Genomic DNA, 16,589 nt, shown 5'->3' on the forward strand with positions numbered 1-16,589 from the left:
CTTTGATTTTCCAACGGGATTTACAAATAAAACCATTTACATCACCTCTAGCCAATAGTAGACTTAATTTATACTCAAATTAGGACGTGATGACATGGATATCAAAGCGATCGTACTGGATATCGACGGTACATTATTAACTTCAAAAAAAATGATCTCTCCAAAAACGAAGCAGGCCTTGATCAACGCTCAAGAAAAAGGGATCAAAGTGATTTTAGCTTCCGGTCGCCCTACGACAGGAATGTTTGAACTGGCTGAGCAACTAGAAATGACGAAATATGAAGGCTATCTCGTTTCCTATAACGGTTCTCGTGTGACCGATTGCAAGACCAAGAAAGTCTTGTTCAATCAAGCCATGAGTGTTGAAACCGGACAAGCAATCTTGGAGCACTTGAAAAAGTTCGATGTGATGCCGATGATTGACAAAGAAGACTATATGTATGTAAATGACGTTTACAACAATAACTTAGAGTTGCCAGAAGGAGATTTCAATATCATTCGATATGAGTCTCGCGGCGGCAATTTTAAGCTATGCGAAATCGATGATCTCGCAGCCTTCGCCACTTTTCCAATCAATAAAATTTTGATCGCGGCTCAACCAGAATACTTGCAGGAAAATGTTGAAGCGATCCACGCACCTTTTGATGAGGTTGTGACTGCCGCTTTTTCAGCCCCTTTCTATTTTGAATTTACAGATAAAGGGATTGATAAAGCGAAAGCCTTAAACACCGTTTTTCCTGATTTAGGGATTCATTCGTACAATATGATTGCTTTTGGCGACGGTCAAAATGACCGTACCATTATCGAATACGCCGGTGTCGGTGTTGCGATGGGCAATGCCGTTGAGGAACTAAAAGCGGTGGCTGATGATGTGACACTTTCCTGTGATAAAGATGGGATTGCGGCCGGTTTGGCGAAATATTTATAACCATATCTAAGTAAACAGAAAGTTCCCCACATTCAATATCAATGTGAGGAACTTTTTTCATTGCTTGGAACGTTTACTTTGGGCTTCGGACAGCTCATTGACTAAATTTTGGATTGCCACAATTGATTACGGCGTCACATAAGGGTCCATTGAAATCAATTGATTAAATCAATAGCCCCTCAAATAGATGAGTATCTTTTTAACATAGCTACTAACAAAAAAACGGATCGCTCTAAGGCAATCCGTCTTTATTTTTTATATTTTCCCATTGATTAAAAGTCACTCCACGAACCCTCCGCAACGGGTTCTGCCTGTTTTGGTTGATCAGATTGCGCTTGTTCGTAGACTTGTGTCCGTCTTTCAGCAGAGGGAACCAAAATTGCCAGTAACACATAAAGTAAAATTGGTGCACCAACTAAAAAGATGCTAGTGAAAACATAAATAATACGTGCAGTAGTAGCATCAATCCCAAAGTATTCTGCGATACCGCCCAAAGTCCCTGTTAATACTCGATTATTTTGTGATTTCATCAATTTTTTCGTCATTTTGATTTTCTCCTTGAATGTCAGTTTTACTACTCATAACCAAGTAGCTATCTTATGTTTATATTATGCCGAAGCTCTGAATAATTGTCATAGGGCAAAGGTCTGATTTTTCTACTAGTTATTTGGGCTGAATTTTCCTAGTTTCTTTATAAATGAAACGAAAAAAGGTACATAGATTCTAAACCCTCTCTCCTTCTATTTCCATAAACGTCATTTGTTGAAACTAACCACAAATCAAGCTTGTTGCTTTTTGATTTCTTTTTGCACCTAATGTTTTTTCATTTTTCACCCGCTTTGATAAAATAAAAACAAAGGAAGTGTCCAACTATGCTTAAAATTAAACGAGCTTACTTAGCTGCGGAGAACGCAGATGGCTATCGTGTCCTAGTCGATCGACTATGGCCGCGAGGAAAATCCAAAGAGATTGAACAGATCGATCTTTGGTTAAAAGAAATCGCCCCAAGTCCTGAACTTAGAAAATGGTTCAATCATGACGACGATAAATTCCCTGAGTTTCAAGCGAAATATCTTGAAGAGCTGCAAACGGGTCCACAAAAAGAAGCCTTAGATAAGCTAAAAACAGTGATCGCAAAGGAAAAAGATGTGACCCTTGTCTACGGTGCGAAAAATGTAGAAGCTAATAACGCACAAGTGTTGTATCAGCTTTTGAAAGATGAGATTTAGTGAAAAGTAAATGTTCCAATCTTAAAGTAACATATTTTTTAATTAAGAAATTCAATCTATTTTTTTATTCATATCTTGAGCTACGTTTTCATTGATAATTTGATTGTTACACCATATCCGATTTTACAATGAACCTTTTTTCCAATAAAAAATACTCCTTTCAAATTCTGTTCTAGCAATGATAAAATCTGCTAGTAAACGAATTTGAAGGAGCATCTTTAGTTAGGACAAAAATTAGTTTAAGACTTCATGGGACAACGATAAAATATCAGCTTCTTTTCTGTTAAAACCAGTTAAGCGGAAGGAAATATCGAATTTTTCAAAAGTTGTTCGATATTTTTCTAACTGCCACTGTCCACAAGAAAAGCTTCCTAATGCATTTTGCTTGTAGTCGATATTTACAACTACATAATCCCGTTCTTCTAAGTCGCAAGTATGCTTTGCCTGGTCTAAATCAGCTTCTTCGTAATAAGAAGTGCTGAAGTTAAATCCAGATGATTCAGCAGCGAATACACCTTGTCCTCGATCATCAGTTAGTGCCACCCACCGAGTATCCATTCTGTTTCCATTCGCTTGAGGAACCACATAATTTGTAAACATATCTTTAACACTCGAACTATAAACTCCGAGATACCCTGCTTCTTTTGAATCCGCATAGTTTTCTCTTGGTCCTCGGCCCAAGTATTTCACTTGATTTAAAGCTTTATTTACATGCATCGATACTCCTAGTCGCGGAAGCATGTCTGGGGCTGTATCGATTTTCCCACTAGGAATTCCTTCTATATTAAATAAAATATCGCCACTTCCAAAAATTGTATAACTATAAGTACACTTGTAATGCCAAGCACTATTTGTAGTCGAGTTGATCGTTTCAACAATGATCTTAATTGATCGATCTGCCTTTTCCCAATTAAACGAATGAACAATCTCATGCTCCAAATGAAGGAAATGCTTCTTTTTCATTTCATCAATGATTTCCATATCATTACTAATCGGAGCCCGCCATAAAGTAAACTTAGGTCCTCGTTCAATCAGCGTTTGGCCATCTCGAACCATCTTCAAAAGCGTTCCTCTCACAGTATCAAACATTACTGAAAAATTTTCTCCAACAATAGTAAGCTTTGTTTCATCTTGCTCGACTTGCAAACGACCGTTTGGTTCGACGACAAGGCCTTCTGTCCTAATCGGAAGTTCAAAATTAGCCGAGGCCAATTCATACCCCTTTGGTGCATACGCCATGGCTGCATTAAGTCGATAGGAAAGTTTCAAGAAATAACTTGCTCCTGGCTGGGGTACAAAGTTCAACGAATAAGGCAAGGTCATTTCCATTTTTTGACGTGCTGAAATCGAAGGTAGTGAAATTGTTCCATCTTCGATCACGGTCTCATCCTCGATAACTGAATAATATAAATCAAAAATCTGTAAATTTTGGAAATCAAAATGACTCAACAGCTCAATTTTTCCTTTAGCAAGGTCAATTTCTGTCGTCTGAATAGGTTCGATGACCTTTTTATATTCGTACAGACTTGGAGAAGGAGTGCGATCTGGCATCAGCATCCCATCAATACAGAAATCTTTATTGGAAGGATCATCGCCAAAGTCGCCGCCATAACGATAATATTTTTCTCCTTTTTCAGTATATGACTCAATTCCATGATCAAACCATTCCCAAATAAAACCGCCTTGCAACTTATCATGAGCGTAGAATAAGTCTTGATATTCTTTTAAGTTACCAGGTCCATTCCCCATCGCATGACAATATTCACATAAGATGTGTGGTTTTTTTGATTCCTCAATAATGGTTTTCATCAATGGTTTTTTTGTTGGATGTTCCAGCCAAGTGTACATGGTTGAGTATATATCCGCTGCTTCTACCTCGAAGTCCCCTTCATAATGAACTAGTCGAGTTGGATCCATCTTTTTTGCTACCTCGGTCATTTTTACAAAATTGCTTCCAAAAGCAGATTCATTTCCAAGAGACCAAAGTATAATCGATGGATGATTTTTGTCTCTTTCAATCATTCGAACCATTCTAGAAACATAGGCCATTTCCCACTCAGGATCATCACTAATCCAATCATATTTCCCAGTTAATTCAAATCCATGACATTCTAAATCCGTTTCATCGATGACGTACATTCCATACTGGTCACAAAGATCGTACAAATAATAAGAGGCTGGATAATGACTTGTTCGAATGGCATTAATATTGAATTGCTTCATTAAAATAATATCTTTTTCAATTTCTTCCTTTGAGACAACTCGGCCATTTCTTGGATTATAATCATGACGATTAACGCCTTTGAACTTGATTGCCACACCATTCACTAGAAAAACCTCGCCCGCTAAGCGGATATTTCTAAACCCTACCTGTTGTGGAATAACCTCGATCAATTCATCCCCTTCATAAACAGAGATCATCATTTGGTACAAATTAGGTGTTTCAGCCGTCCAAGGTTCAACCTTAGGAATTTCCATATGAATCCGTTCTCGCTGGTTAACCGACGTTTGACTAACTTGTTTCCCAGCTGAATCGATCAATTCTACCTCTATGCGCTGCGACTTTTCTTCACGGAATTTGAAAGACAGATCCAACAACCCATTTGTATAGTCTTCATCCAAATCTGCGACCACTTTAATATCATTAACCCCTGCAAAAGGAACCCCAAGCAGCTCTACATCTCTAAAGATTCCACTAAGCCACCACATATCCTGATCCTCTAAATATGTCCCATCAGACCATTGATAAACTCTTACCGTCAAATCATTTGCGTCATCTTCATGAATCAGTTTGGTAACATCAAACTCAGCTTCATTTCTTGCACCTTTACTGTAGCCGACTTCTTGCCCATTGACCCAAACATGAAACGCAGAATCTACACCACAAAAACGCAAGATTACTTTCTTTCCTTTGAAGTTTTCATCAACAGTGAATTGTCGTTTGTAAATCCCTGTTGGATTTTCTGTTGGAACATAAGGCGGGTTAATTGGAAAATTGTACCAAAGATCGGAGTAATGCATTTTGCCATATCCCTGAACTTGCCAATTGCCTGGAACTTTGATATCGAACATTTCTTTTGTATCAAAATCTGGTGCATAAAAGTTACGTGGGCTATATTCTGGAGCATCTATTAATAAAAATTTCCATAGTCCATTTAAATTTTTAAAAGCATGTGTATACTTGTTTTCATTCAATAATGCTCTTTCTTTTGTTGGAAAGCTCAAAAAGTGTGCACGTGGTTCTAACTGATTGATATGATCCAATTGATAATTTTCCCAAATTTTCATTTGCCAGTCACCTCTACCTTTGTTTCTTTATTATTTATTAATTTTGATTTTCTCTCATAGCGATTCCAACAAATCCAGGCAAAGCCCATGAATATTACTAGTCCAGCAATGTTATAAATCAGCATTCCAATGGGACTTGCTTCACCCGCTGGTAATGTTCCATGTATCTCAGCCATAATCAACTGCGGATCAGGAACCGTTGACATGAAGAATACGAAAATGAAAATCACTAATAACGTGATACCCGCAAAAATACCAAAATGACGATTGCCAAATTTAAAGCTTCGAGGCATCGAGTCCTTTTTCAACCGTAATCCGATATAGGCAATTAATAAAAATAAAACTGGTAACAATGAGGTAGAAGCAGTCATATTGATTAACGTTGCAAGAAAGCTATCCATGTTACCAATTCCCAATGCAGGAATAATCAGCAACATTGTAACGATAATTCCTTGTACTACTAAGGCATTTGTCGGATTTCCTTCTTCATTGGTTTTAACCAGCCATTTTCCAAAGACACCTTCTGGAATTTCTGAGAAAAAGACCTTGACCGGTGCAGCAGTCCATAACGCTAATGAACCCAGACTACCAATAAATAAAATCAAGCCAACTAAGCGGACCATCACTCCACTTGGAATATGGAAATAAGAACCCAAGATTTTAAAGATATCGAATATCCCATTTGAAAAATTGCCCTTTAATACATCTGAAGGAACCACAAAGCCAACAGCAACCGCGCCTAAAACATACATGATACCAACAATTATAGTTGCACCAATCATTGTCCGAACAAAAGTACTATTTCCACCTTTGACATCCTTAATGTATACACCAATACTTTCACCACCGCCAACAGCTTGTAAAATCCAAGCCATGGTCATGAAAAAAGTCCAATTGAAGGTTGGCTTAATTGACTGCATCGTAAACTCTTGTGCAGGTTCTTTACCAAATCCAAAAACAACAATAAATGCTAAAACTACGAAAGCTACCCCCATGAATAACCTTGCGCTGCCAGCAAAACTTGTGACTTTCGAGATCCAAGATACTCCTTTAATACAGACCCATGTCATTAACCAAAAGAGAAAAATCGAAATAATAGCAATAATAATCGTACTGTTGCCACCCTGAAAAACATTAGCTCCACCAAATGCATAAGAACCATAAATCAATGTGTTCGGCAACAAGGAACAGAAGAAAAATAGATTCACAAAGAAGTAAGACCATGCACCTAAAAATGCCCATTTCTCTCCTAATACTGACTGCAGCCAACTGTGAACTCCTGATTCTTTTCCTGAGTTAGCAGAAGCAAATTCCGCAATCATCAATATAAACGGTAAAAAATAAAAAATAGTGCCAAACAAGTATCCGGGAATCGTCGCCAACCCAATTTGAATACTATTGTTGACAATGCTAGGAAATGCAAAGACTGCTGAAAATGTCATCAACATCAACGCAACCGAACCTAGCCGTTGTCTTGAATTAGAATTCTCCATCTTTTAAACATCCTTTCAATAGTTATTTACACATTGATTTTATAGCGCTTTCATGATATAAAAAATAAGAAATGTTTCCAGATACTTGTAATAATGTTGACTTATCCATTTTTCTTTTAAGGAGTGATTAAATGTATAACTCATTGCCCAATGACGTCAGCATCCTAATTAACAATGAAAATTTAAGTAAAGAATTCAACGTTTGTGAGGTTGGTTATGAGAAATGTCGCTCAACAAAGCCAACTGAATACGCTCCAATCGATTATTGGGTCATTCATTATTGTGTTGAAGGCGAAGGATTTTTCTCCACGCCTTTTTTCTCTGAACGAAAAATTACGGCTGGAGATTTTTTTATCATCCCTTCAAATTGTAAAAATGTTTATTATCCTAATCGGGAAAATCCTTGGCAATACAGATGGATTGGCTTTTCCGGAAGTTTAATAGATCGATGCTTTTCAAAATTAGAACTGAATCAATACAATTGCGTGATTAACCATTCCTTTGATCATCGCATAGATGTTCTTTTTCAAGACATCTACGAATCCTTTAAAAAGGATAATCTTTTCCAAACGATGTCCGCTTCTTTTATTCTATTCGATACAATCGATAGAATGAATCTAAAAGTAGACAAAACCTCACAAGCTGAACTCTTATTTAAGAATATTCTGAACTTCATCGATGATAATATGTCAGAAAATCTTAGTGTTAATCAAATTTCAAAAGCCAATAACATCGATCGAACTTATCTTTACAAACTGTTTCAACTTTATAAAGGCGTGGGCCCTAGCGAGTACATTCAAGAGCTAAAATTACAAAAAGCATGCTCTCTGCTACGGAAAAGTTCACTTTCCATCACTGAAATTGCTTTTGAGTCTGGCTTTTCTTCCTCGTCCTATTTTTCAAAATTTTTTCATTCTAAACTTGATATTTCTCCCTCTACTTATCGAAAAAAATTTATTGTCAATTAGATGATAAAGAGCCGCGTAATTTGAAGCGACCCCTAAATATTAGACCAAAAATCTAACTTTTTGGGGTCACTACATTTCCCGCGGCTTTTTTATCATATCTGAATAGTCTTGTTAAATAGTGCTCTATCATATGTTCAATGAGTAAAGTTCTCACTTACATTAAAATTCTCAACTCACGACACTTGATTAAACGTCTGATTTTTCAACTCGTAGACCACGTCGCAGCCTTTGGCGACTTCCTGTTCATGGGTGACTAAGATGATACATTTTTGTTGTTGATGAGCGATTTCTTGAAAGAGCTTGACGATCTCACCGGATGTATCTTCATCAAGGTTTCCAGTCGGTTCATCGGCGACGATCAGCTCGTGTTCACAGCACAAGGCTCTGGTGATGGCGACTCGCTGCTGCTGTCCGCCTGATAAGAGCGTGACTTTTTTCTCTGCCAGCTCCTTAGTGATCCCGACTTTTTCTAAATTAGCTAACGCATAGGCTTTTTTATCGGTTTGCTGACTTTGGGCGATTTCCATCGCTGTCACTACATTGTCTACCGCCGATAAGTAGGGCAATAAATTATAAGCTTGAAAAACAATTGAGACATCTTTGCGTCGGTATTCACGCAATCCGATTTTTTTTAAGGAGTTGTCCTCATAGAGAATCTCCCCACTTTTAGGGGTGTCTAGTCCGGCGATCAAGGATAAAAAAGTCGTTTTCCCCGAGCCGCTAGTGCCTAAGATCGCGTACATCTTACCATTTTCAAAGGTCAGATTGACTTTTTCAAATAGCGGCCCGTTATTTTCGTACCAGTAACCTAAATCTTTCGTTGATAATGTCATAGCTCATTCTCCTTCTGTTTATGAAATCAAAATTTTCTTAGGGTTCAGCCGCAGAATACCCGCGGAGGAGAGGACGATCGAGAAGAGGCTGATGCCTAATCCGATTCCTGCTAGACTAAGAATTTCGGTTGGCTGTAATGAGATCTTCAGTTCTTGGATCTCTTTTGTTTGGCCAAATGGATTGCCGCCCATTTGGACGCCACCTCGTTGACCGCCATTGTCATTAGGTGCCTGCCCTTGACCCGGCCCGCGATCACCAGTGGCATTAGCTTGTTGATCGGTTTGTTGGCTGCTAGTTTGTTGGCTAAGTAGTTGATTTCCTACGGCGTTACCGACGAGATTGCCGCTGGCGGCGGCGATCCCTAAGGCGAAGACCATGCAGACAAAGATCTCCACGAAAAATTGTGAGATCACTTTGACTCGTGACTCTCCTAATGATAGCAAGACACCAATCTCGTATTTCCGCTCGCGGATCGATAGCATGATAATCAGCGTCAAAATAATCACACCGGCTGCCGCGACTAAGATCACAATATTTTTTGCGAAGCTAGAGACATTGTTTAACGGCTGTAGCATCTGTTGATACATTTGATCGTTGGTCTCTAAGCTGAAAGTATCAGTATCAATCAACTTATTGGCTTTTTTAACAAAGCTTTCCATTTCTTTCGGATCGTTTAAATTGTAAACAGCCGAATCAATCGTTTTGCCATCTGAGCCGGTCAATGTATTGACCAAGGTATAGGAAGAAAAAATCGTATTGGCTGGGTTCATAAAATTAAAGCGAACCCCCATGCTGTCACTAGAGCTGCTGGTTTTATAAATCCCTTTGACAGTAACTGCCACATCTTTATCGTCGCTGTTCTTGATTTTGAAGGTATCGCCGACCTTCAAATCATTGGCTTCCGCTAAGTTTTCTTCTATTAAGACATTGCTAGTGCCTTCATCTTTCGCGGTAAGCGCTTCTCCTTCAACAAGACTGGCGGTGCCGGCGGAAAATTCACTATAGGAACTGCTTTGGGAGACGCCTTTGATTTGGAAATCACCTTGGCTCATCCCTTCTGGCCCACCTTGTCCGCCCATTTTTTGATCAGCGGAATCCTCAGAAGACGAGGTTGTGCTCTCTTCGCTGGAAATTGGTGTAATACCAGTGCTTTTATCCGCCGACGTACTGGCTTCGAAAGAATAGGATTTCACATTGGACAACTTCGCAATTTTTTCCGCGTCGCTAAGGTTAACCGGCGTCTGCTGAAAACTCCCCGGATCAGGCCGAGCATTCTCTGAATTCGAGTCCTGTTGGTTTTTAAACATCGCCTCGTGGTTAGTAGATAAGGTGACGGTTGCCCCGACGCTCTTTTTGGCATTCGTCGTCGCAAGCTCCGCCCCACTGCGGATCGTCAGTCCTGCTAAAACAAAAATTAAAATAGCTGAAAAGACCGCGATCATCAGTAAGCTGCGTCCTTTCTTGGCCCACAGGCTTTGCAGTGCGCGTTTGATATAATTCATAGATTGTTTCCCCCTTTAATTGTTGCTTGTAGCATAAATAGCGTGCCTTAACCCAAGCTTAAGCGAAACGTCAGGAGGTTTAAGGTTGTTTTAGGAAAGCATGGTACACTTATGGGAGATAAGAATAGGAAGGAAAAAAATGATGATAAATCTTTTAATCGTAGAAGACGAAGCAACGCTTTCAGATAATATCAAAGAAATTTTGACCGACCTGGGAACAATCACGCAGGTCTATGATGGTGAAGAAGGCTTATTCGAGGCAGAAAGCGGCATTTACGACTTGATTGTCTTGGATCTAATGCTACCTGGGAAAAATGGGTATGATGTTTTAGCAGAATTAAGGGAAAAAAATATTCAGACGCCCGTTTTGATCCTTACGGCCAAAGACAGTTTGGAAGACAAAGTTACCGGCTTTCAAAAGGGTGCCGATGATTATTTGACCAAACCTTTTTACCGGGAAGAATTGATTATGCGAGTCAAAGCCCTATTGAAGCGTTCTTTAGGCTTATTCTCCGAAAATCAGTTAAGCTATCAAAACATCACCTGTAATCTAGCCACAAAAGAAGTCACCACTGGCGAAGAAACACTGCCAATCCAAGGCAAAGAATTCGATCTCTTAGTCTATTTCATTCAAAACAAAGGAGTGATCCTGACGAAGGAACAAATCTTTGACCGCATCTGGGGCTTTGATTCTGACACGACCATCACCGTGGTGGAGGTTTATATGAGTCATTTGCGGAAACATTTGAAACCGACGGGTGTTGATCAGCTGTTTAAAACATTACGAAACGTCGGCTATATTTTACAAAAGGATTGAGGCTATGAACACAGAACTTTCAAGAAACCAGCGCTTAAAATTTTTCTGTATGAACGTCGCGGCCTTTGCCGTGATCTTTCTGCTGCTAGGATTCATTACACTACAACTATTACAAAGCTCCGCTTATCGCCAAACGGATCTTTCCTTGTCGCAAATGGCAGACAATGATCATTTAATCCAGATGGAGATTAATCGTTATCAACAAAATAACCCCTTTTTAGATCAAAATCCTGGCGGTGATGGGCCTGGCGGCAATAATCGCTTTAATACCCAAATCATCTTGTGGTCCAAAGAGGGGACTATTTTGAATAAGGAGGTCTTAGGCGGCCGCTTTACCGAACTGGATAAGCTGACTTTGGATAAAGAACATTTAAATGCCGTAAAAACGTTAAACATCTCAGACGAAACAGTCCCTAATCAAAAATTGTATTTTCGTTCCTACACGATTCGCTATGACGGAGAGACCGACATCAGTTATATTCAATTTTTAGCGAATACGAATCAAATCGTTGACTCGATGTCCACCTTTGAAACGACGCTGATTATTTGTATGGTGATCTTTTGGCTGATCTCAATTGGGATAAGTTTTTACCTTTCAAAAATGAACATGCAGCCAGTCATGAATTCTTGGCGGAAACAGCAAGAATTTGTCGAAAATGCGTCCCATGAACTGCGGACGCCCCTTGCCATAATCCAAAACAGTTTGCAGCAGTTGTTCACTAAGCCCGATCATACAATTTTAGAAGAATCAGAACCGATTGCTCAAGCCTTGAATGAGACCCGACGATTAAGCGGGCTGACCAACGATTTATTGACGCTGGCTCGCAGCGACTCCAATCAATTACTCTTGGAAAAAGAAAGCCTTGATCCCCAACCTTTTATCCAACAATTAGTCCAGCCCTTCCAAGAAATCGCTGAGATGGCCGGAAAACAATTTGTATTGGAAAATTTTGCCAAGGACCCCGTCCTGATCGACGAAAAACGCATCCATCAAGTCTTGGTGATTTTATTAGATAATGCCTTGAAATATACGGAAGCCGCCGATAAGATCGTTCTTCAGTCAGAGATTTCAAACAACGACTGGCTGATCGAAGTCAAAAATAGCGGCCCCACCATCAGTGATGAAGACAAGCAACACATCTTCGAACGCTTCTATCGAGAAGACCGTTCGCGCTCTAAAGAAACCGGCGGCTATGGCTTAGGTCTGGCCATCGCCCAACAAATCATTACCCAGCACAAAGGCAAGTTAACAGTGCGAGATTGGCAACCTAAAGGCGTGGTTTTTCAAATCCGATTGCCGTTGAAATAAAATGAAAATTGCAAACAATAACAAATGGATACCTTCTAAAGAAAATTTAATCCACGAATTCCCGCAAATGTGTTAAACTCAGACAAAAGAAAGAAAGAGGAGAATTCTTGTGACTGAATATACTGGCTTCGACAAAATTTATCGCGATATTGTGATGGAAATCATTGCGCAGGGCACCGATCAAGACCCCGCCTTAGTTCGTGCGAGATACGCGGACGGCACGCCTGCTCCGACACGCTTTATCCAAGGAGTCAATTTTAAAATCACGCCGGCGGATGGTATCCCGATCTTAAAATCAAAACGCGTGTTCCAAAAAACACCCTTAGTCGAATTAGAATGGATCTGGCAAGAATTATCCAACGACGTAACTTGGTTGCAAGACCATAAATGTAAGGTCTGGAACGAATGGGTCGATGAAAATAACAACATCGGCAAGGCCTATGGCTATCAATTAGCCAAGAAATGCCGCAAGCTGCCTAATCATGATGAAAAACTAAACCAAGTCGAATACGTCTTGCATCAATTAGAAAACAATCCCGGCTCACGCCGTATTATGACCAGTCTTTGGGATGTCGATGATTTGGATGAAATGACCTTAGAACCTTGTGTTTGGGCCACCAATTGGAAAGTCAATAATGGCGTCCTTGACCTGCATGTCAAACAGCGCTCAGCCGACATGGCTTTAGGAAATCCCTTCAACGTTTATCAGTACGCCGTCTTACACCGCTTGATCGCTGACCAACTAGACTTTGAACTAGGTACGATGCACTGGTGTATCGATGATGCTCATGTTTACGATCGTCACATTGATGTCTTAAAAGATCAATTGTCACAACCCGTGCCAGCAAGCGAGCCAACCTTAGTCTTGCCTGCTAAAATAGCTGAAAATGGCAACACACGCTCCTTCTTTGAACGTCGTTTATCCGATGCAAAATTGGAAAACTACGAGAATAACGGCGTGTTTAAATACGAAATCGCCGAATAAACTAAACCAGCGAATCACTCCTCTATTTAGTGGGAAGGGTTGCTGGTTTCATTTTTGTGGTAAATAGTCTTTTCCCAAGAGTTTTTCTTTCCAAGCTGTTTAAATGTCTTTATTTTCGAATCATCCTTATAATAAATAAGAAGCAAATATTAGGAGGGTTTTAAATGAAAATCGGTATTTTTGGACTTGGACAAATGGGCAGCGCGATGATCCGCGGTTATCTGCGGACAAATACGCTCAGCCCAGCAGATGTGCTAGTAAAAGGTGGTCGTAGTCAGACTGCCAAAAAGGTCTCAGATTCATTAGGATTGACCTTGATCGACAATTTAACAGAACTGGCTGAAGCATCATTGATTTTGATTGCCACCAACCCAGCCAGTGTCTTGTCTGTTTTAGAATCTTTACCAGAAGAAGTGACAGCTAACCGTATCCCGATCGTTTCTGTCGCTGGCGGTGTGTCACTTGATGAAATGGGCGCTGTCTTAGGTGCTGACTACCCCCTCGCTCACAGTATCCCGAACACTGCAGTTGAAGTAAATCAAGGCGTCTTAGGTATTGCTTATGCTGAAAAAATCTCAGCGGACGCTAAAAAGATCATTTCAGAGCTGCTTACACCATTAGGAAGATTATTTGAAACACAGGAAGCTACCTTAGACGTGATCGGCTCTGTCGGTGGCAGCGCACCAGCCTTCGTGGATGTCTTTATTGAAGCTCTCTCTGATGCAGCGGTCCTTTATGGCATCGATCGGAAATCCTCTTATCAAATCGTGGAGCAGATGATCAAAGGCTCCGCCGAACTAGCGTTAGAAACTGGAAAACACCCGGCCGAGCTTAAAGACGGCGTCACCTCCCCCGGCGGTACAACAATTAAAGGCATCGCTGCTTTGGAAGCAAATGGTTTTCGTCATGCGGTGATCGAAGCCATCAAACAGACGATGAGTTAATTTTTATCTATTTAACTAGTAAACCCCTTTCGACTTTTTATAGTCGGAAGGGGTTTTGTCTTTAAAAATCGCCAATCAAAATAAAAGAGACATGTCAAAATACTTTTTGAGACCCTTTTTGAACGTCCTTATTTCGACTCATCAAAAAATTGCTGCTGAACCATTTTCATAATGTCCGCTTCCGTTAATTTCTTAGTCTCGTTGGCAAATTCATAGTAGGCGGGTTTTTGGTCATAATAAACTTCGACTTCTAATGTTGCCTCCGCTTGGTCCTCGAATAAATCGATCGGGATGTTATACGAATCATTGACGATTAGATGATAAAAAAGATTCGAGCCGCAATTTGAGCAAAAGCCTCTTTCCGCCCACTCAGAAGAACGATATCTAGAAACAAAATCTTCTCCATTAATCGTGACACTCTCTCCTGAACCTGCTTCCACCGTTAACAGTGGCCCTGATCCCCAGCGGCGGCACATTGAGCAATGGCAAGCGCCGACCTCGGAATGAAACTCCGCCACGTCGATTGACACTTTTCCGCACAAACATTTTGCTGTTTTCATTTGTATCTCCTCCTAGGTAATAGAACTGATTTTTTTTAATTTTTAGGATTACTATCTGGCAACGTCTCCAGCAACGCATAGAAATATTTTGCCTCACCGGTATTAAAATAGTCATACCAAGCTTCTAAAGTATTTGTATGAAAAAGATCTAGCTGCTCGATGATCTGTTTCGCCCATAATAAAGCAGCAGTGGAACTTGCGGTAATAAGATTGTCATCGGCAACGGAGGGCTGATCCATATAAAAGTGCTGTCCCTGATATGCTGGGGCAACCATCTCCAGAAATCCAGGGCCATTACTCGTATGCTGGCGCTGATCCAACAACCCGGCATTAGCAAGTGCCGCAGTCGCTCCACAGATTGCCCCCACTATTGCGTTTGCTTTAAGGAATTCATGGGCCTTTTCAATAATCGCACTATGTCTTGCGTCATTCCAAGTATCTGCACCAGGTAATAACAGGACGTTTCCTTCAGCTACCATGATGTCCTCAATCAGACAATCAGGCATAATTGTCATTCCTCCCATTGTCTGGATTGGTTCTTTCGAAGCACCCACTGTTTTGAGTACGATTGGAGGTGCCGCTTTTTTAAAAAAGCGCTTAGAATTTAATTCCGCAGTAACATAGCCTAATTCCCAATCCGCCAGCGTCTCCAGCAGATAAACATAAATTGTCGCCATAAAAAATCCTCCATCTCAATTTGATTACCTTCATTATACCTAACCATTGTTGACAGCTATATGGCAACAATCTACAATTAAAAAAAGAACTTTTTTTGAAAGGCGGCGGACGGATGAAAGTGGAAAGACTAATCAGTATCATTATGATTCTGTTGGATAAAAAAAGAATCGGCGCTCAAGAGCTGGCAGAATTATTTGAAGTATCCCCTCGCACCATTTATCGTGACATCGATTCCATCAATCGAGCAGGAATCCCGATTCGTTCAACCTCCGGAGTCGGCGGCGGCTTTGAGATCATGGAGCAATACAAACTGGATAAAAAAGTCTTTTCCACCGTCGAACTTTCTACACTTTTGTTGGGACTTTCTAGTCTTCCCGATACGATGCACGGTACCGAGACACAGCATGCGCTAGCAAAGATTAAAAGCTTTATTCCTACCGAACAAGCGCAAGCGATTGAGCTAAAAACCAATCAAATAAAAATTGATCTAAGTCCTTGGGAGGGCAATCTCAATACCCAACCCTATTTAGAAATGATCAAAACCGCTTTGCGAAAAAATGAAGTGATTTCCTTCGATTATACCGACCAAAATGGGAACCAAACCGCTCGGAATGTCGAGCCTTATCAACTAGTCTTGAAAGGCAACCATTGGTATCTCCACGGCTATTGCGATCAAAGAAACGATTTTCGCCTGTTTAAATTGACACGTCTGTCAAACCTCCAGCTGCCAAATAATACCTTCACGCCACGAGAACATCACCCGCCGCAATTAAACTTTTCCGATAATCCAGCACCTACGCAAATGGAAATCACTCTACGAATCCATTATTCCGTTCTGGACAGGATTCTAGATTATTGCACATATGAGGCGCTTTCGCCAGATGGCAACCAGCATTTTATTCTTCGTCTTCCATTTATAGAAAACGATTATTACTATAATATTCTTTTCAGTTTTGGGGATAAGTGCGAATGTTTAGCACCGCCTTGTGTACGGGAGGAAATAAAACGACGAATACAGAAGATGGCTAATTTGTACGAACAATAAGAAGGTTTT

General features: G+C 40.3%; 15 protein-coding genes. 8 read left to right on the forward strand and 7 right to left on the reverse strand.

Annotated elements, in window-relative coordinates; all coding sequences use genetic code 11:
- Window positions 1-94: 94 nt before the first annotated feature.
- On the forward strand, window positions 95-928 hold the full coding sequence (locus IGI54_RS14060; protein WP_430621562.1) for a Cof-type HAD-IIB family hydrolase: 834 nt from the start codon (window positions 95-97) through the stop codon (window positions 926-928).
- A gap of 272 nt (window positions 929-1,200) precedes the next feature.
- Here IGI54_RS14060 and IGI54_RS14065 read toward each other — a convergent pair whose 3' ends face one another.
- Window positions 1,201-1,473 carry a PspC domain-containing protein gene (locus tag IGI54_RS14065; protein WP_430621563.1) on the reverse strand — a complete coding sequence of 91 codons (273 nt, stop codon included), beginning with the start codon at window positions 1,471-1,473 and terminating at the stop codon, window positions 1,201-1,203.
- A gap of 327 nt (window positions 1,474-1,800) precedes the next feature.
- On the opposite strand from IGI54_RS14065, the gene IGI54_RS14070 reads away from it, so the two are divergent.
- Window positions 1,801-2,157 (forward strand): DUF488 domain-containing protein, encoded by a 357-nt coding sequence (locus IGI54_RS14070; RefSeq protein WP_430621564.1) that lies wholly within the window; start codon window positions 1,801-1,803, stop codon window positions 2,155-2,157.
- Window positions 2,158-2,391: 234 nt separating this feature from the next.
- Here IGI54_RS14070 and ebgA read toward each other — a convergent pair whose 3' ends face one another.
- On the reverse strand, window positions 2,392-5,445 hold the full coding sequence (gene ebgA / locus IGI54_RS14075) for a beta-galactosidase subunit alpha (RefSeq protein ID WP_430621565.1): 3,054 nt from the start codon (window positions 5,443-5,445) through the stop codon (window positions 2,392-2,394).
- Entirely contained in the window at window positions 5,442-6,938 is a 1,497-nt protein-coding gene (locus IGI54_RS14080) for an amino acid permease (RefSeq protein ID WP_216429899.1), read from the reverse strand. Before IGI54_RS14080 ends, ebgA begins: the two co-directional genes overlap by 4 nt.
- A 131-nt stretch (window positions 6,939-7,069) precedes the next feature.
- Between IGI54_RS14080 and IGI54_RS14085 the strand changes: the two genes are divergently transcribed.
- Window positions 7,070-7,906, forward strand: a complete 837-nt coding sequence (locus tag IGI54_RS14085; protein WP_430621566.1) for a helix-turn-helix domain-containing protein — start codon at window positions 7,070-7,072, stop codon at window positions 7,904-7,906.
- 173 nt (window positions 7,907-8,079) lie between these two features.
- On the opposite strand, the gene IGI54_RS14090 is transcribed toward IGI54_RS14085, so the two are convergent.
- Window positions 8,080-8,739 (reverse strand): ABC transporter ATP-binding protein, encoded by a 660-nt coding sequence (locus IGI54_RS14090; protein ID WP_430621567.1) that lies wholly within the window; start codon window positions 8,737-8,739, stop codon window positions 8,080-8,082.
- 18 nt (window positions 8,740-8,757) lie between these two features.
- Entirely contained in the window at window positions 8,758-10,242 is a 1,485-nt protein-coding gene (locus IGI54_RS14095; protein ID WP_430621568.1) for an ABC transporter permease, read from the reverse strand.
- Between the two features lie 142 nt (window positions 10,243-10,384).
- Here IGI54_RS14095 and IGI54_RS14100 point away from each other — a divergent pair, with 142 nt between their 5' ends.
- The 4 genes from IGI54_RS14100 (at window position 10,385) to proC (ending at window position 14,297) form a co-directional block, all read left to right on the forward strand.
- The gene (locus IGI54_RS14100) at window positions 10,385-11,059 is read left to right on the forward strand and encodes a response regulator transcription factor (protein ID WP_430621995.1); all 675 of its coding nucleotides are present in this window, start codon (window positions 10,385-10,387) and stop codon (window positions 11,057-11,059) included.
- A gap of 4 nt (window positions 11,060-11,063) precedes the next feature.
- Window positions 11,064-12,368: a sensor histidine kinase gene (locus tag IGI54_RS14105; RefSeq protein ID WP_430621569.1), complete on the forward strand. Its 1,305-nt coding sequence runs from the start codon at window positions 11,064-11,066 to the stop codon at window positions 12,366-12,368.
- 109 nt (window positions 12,369-12,477) lie between these two features.
- Window positions 12,478-13,353 carry a thymidylate synthase gene (gene thyA, locus IGI54_RS14110; protein WP_430621570.1) on the forward strand — a complete coding sequence of 292 codons (876 nt, stop codon included), beginning with the start codon at window positions 12,478-12,480 and terminating at the stop codon, window positions 13,351-13,353.
- Window positions 13,354-13,517: 164 nt separating this feature from the next.
- Window positions 13,518-14,297 (forward strand): pyrroline-5-carboxylate reductase, encoded by a 780-nt coding sequence (gene proC / locus IGI54_RS14115; protein ID WP_430621571.1) that lies wholly within the window; start codon window positions 13,518-13,520, stop codon window positions 14,295-14,297.
- A 128-nt stretch (window positions 14,298-14,425) separates the two neighbouring features.
- Here proC and IGI54_RS14120 read toward each other — a convergent pair whose 3' ends face one another.
- Window positions 14,426-14,857, reverse strand: coding sequence for a GFA family protein (locus IGI54_RS14120; protein ID WP_430621572.1), 432 nt, complete (start codon window positions 14,855-14,857; stop codon window positions 14,426-14,428).
- A 35-nt stretch (window positions 14,858-14,892) separates the two neighbouring features.
- Complete coding sequence (locus IGI54_RS14125; RefSeq protein ID WP_430621573.1) at window positions 14,893-15,534, reverse strand: type 1 glutamine amidotransferase family protein; 642 nt, start codon at window positions 15,532-15,534, stop codon at window positions 14,893-14,895.
- A 113-nt stretch (window positions 15,535-15,647) separates the two neighbouring features.
- Between IGI54_RS14125 and IGI54_RS14130 the strand changes: the two genes are divergently transcribed.
- Window positions 15,648-16,580 (forward strand): helix-turn-helix transcriptional regulator, encoded by a 933-nt coding sequence (locus IGI54_RS14130; protein WP_430621574.1) that lies wholly within the window; start codon window positions 15,648-15,650, stop codon window positions 16,578-16,580.
- Window positions 16,581-16,589: the final 9 nt, after the last annotated feature.

The sequence above is a fragment of the Enterococcus sp. DIV0800 genome (assembly GCF_050559735.1).
In the GTDB taxonomy this organism is placed as follows: domain Bacteria; phylum Bacillota; class Bacilli; order Lactobacillales; family Enterococcaceae; genus Enterococcus_A; species Enterococcus_A devriesei.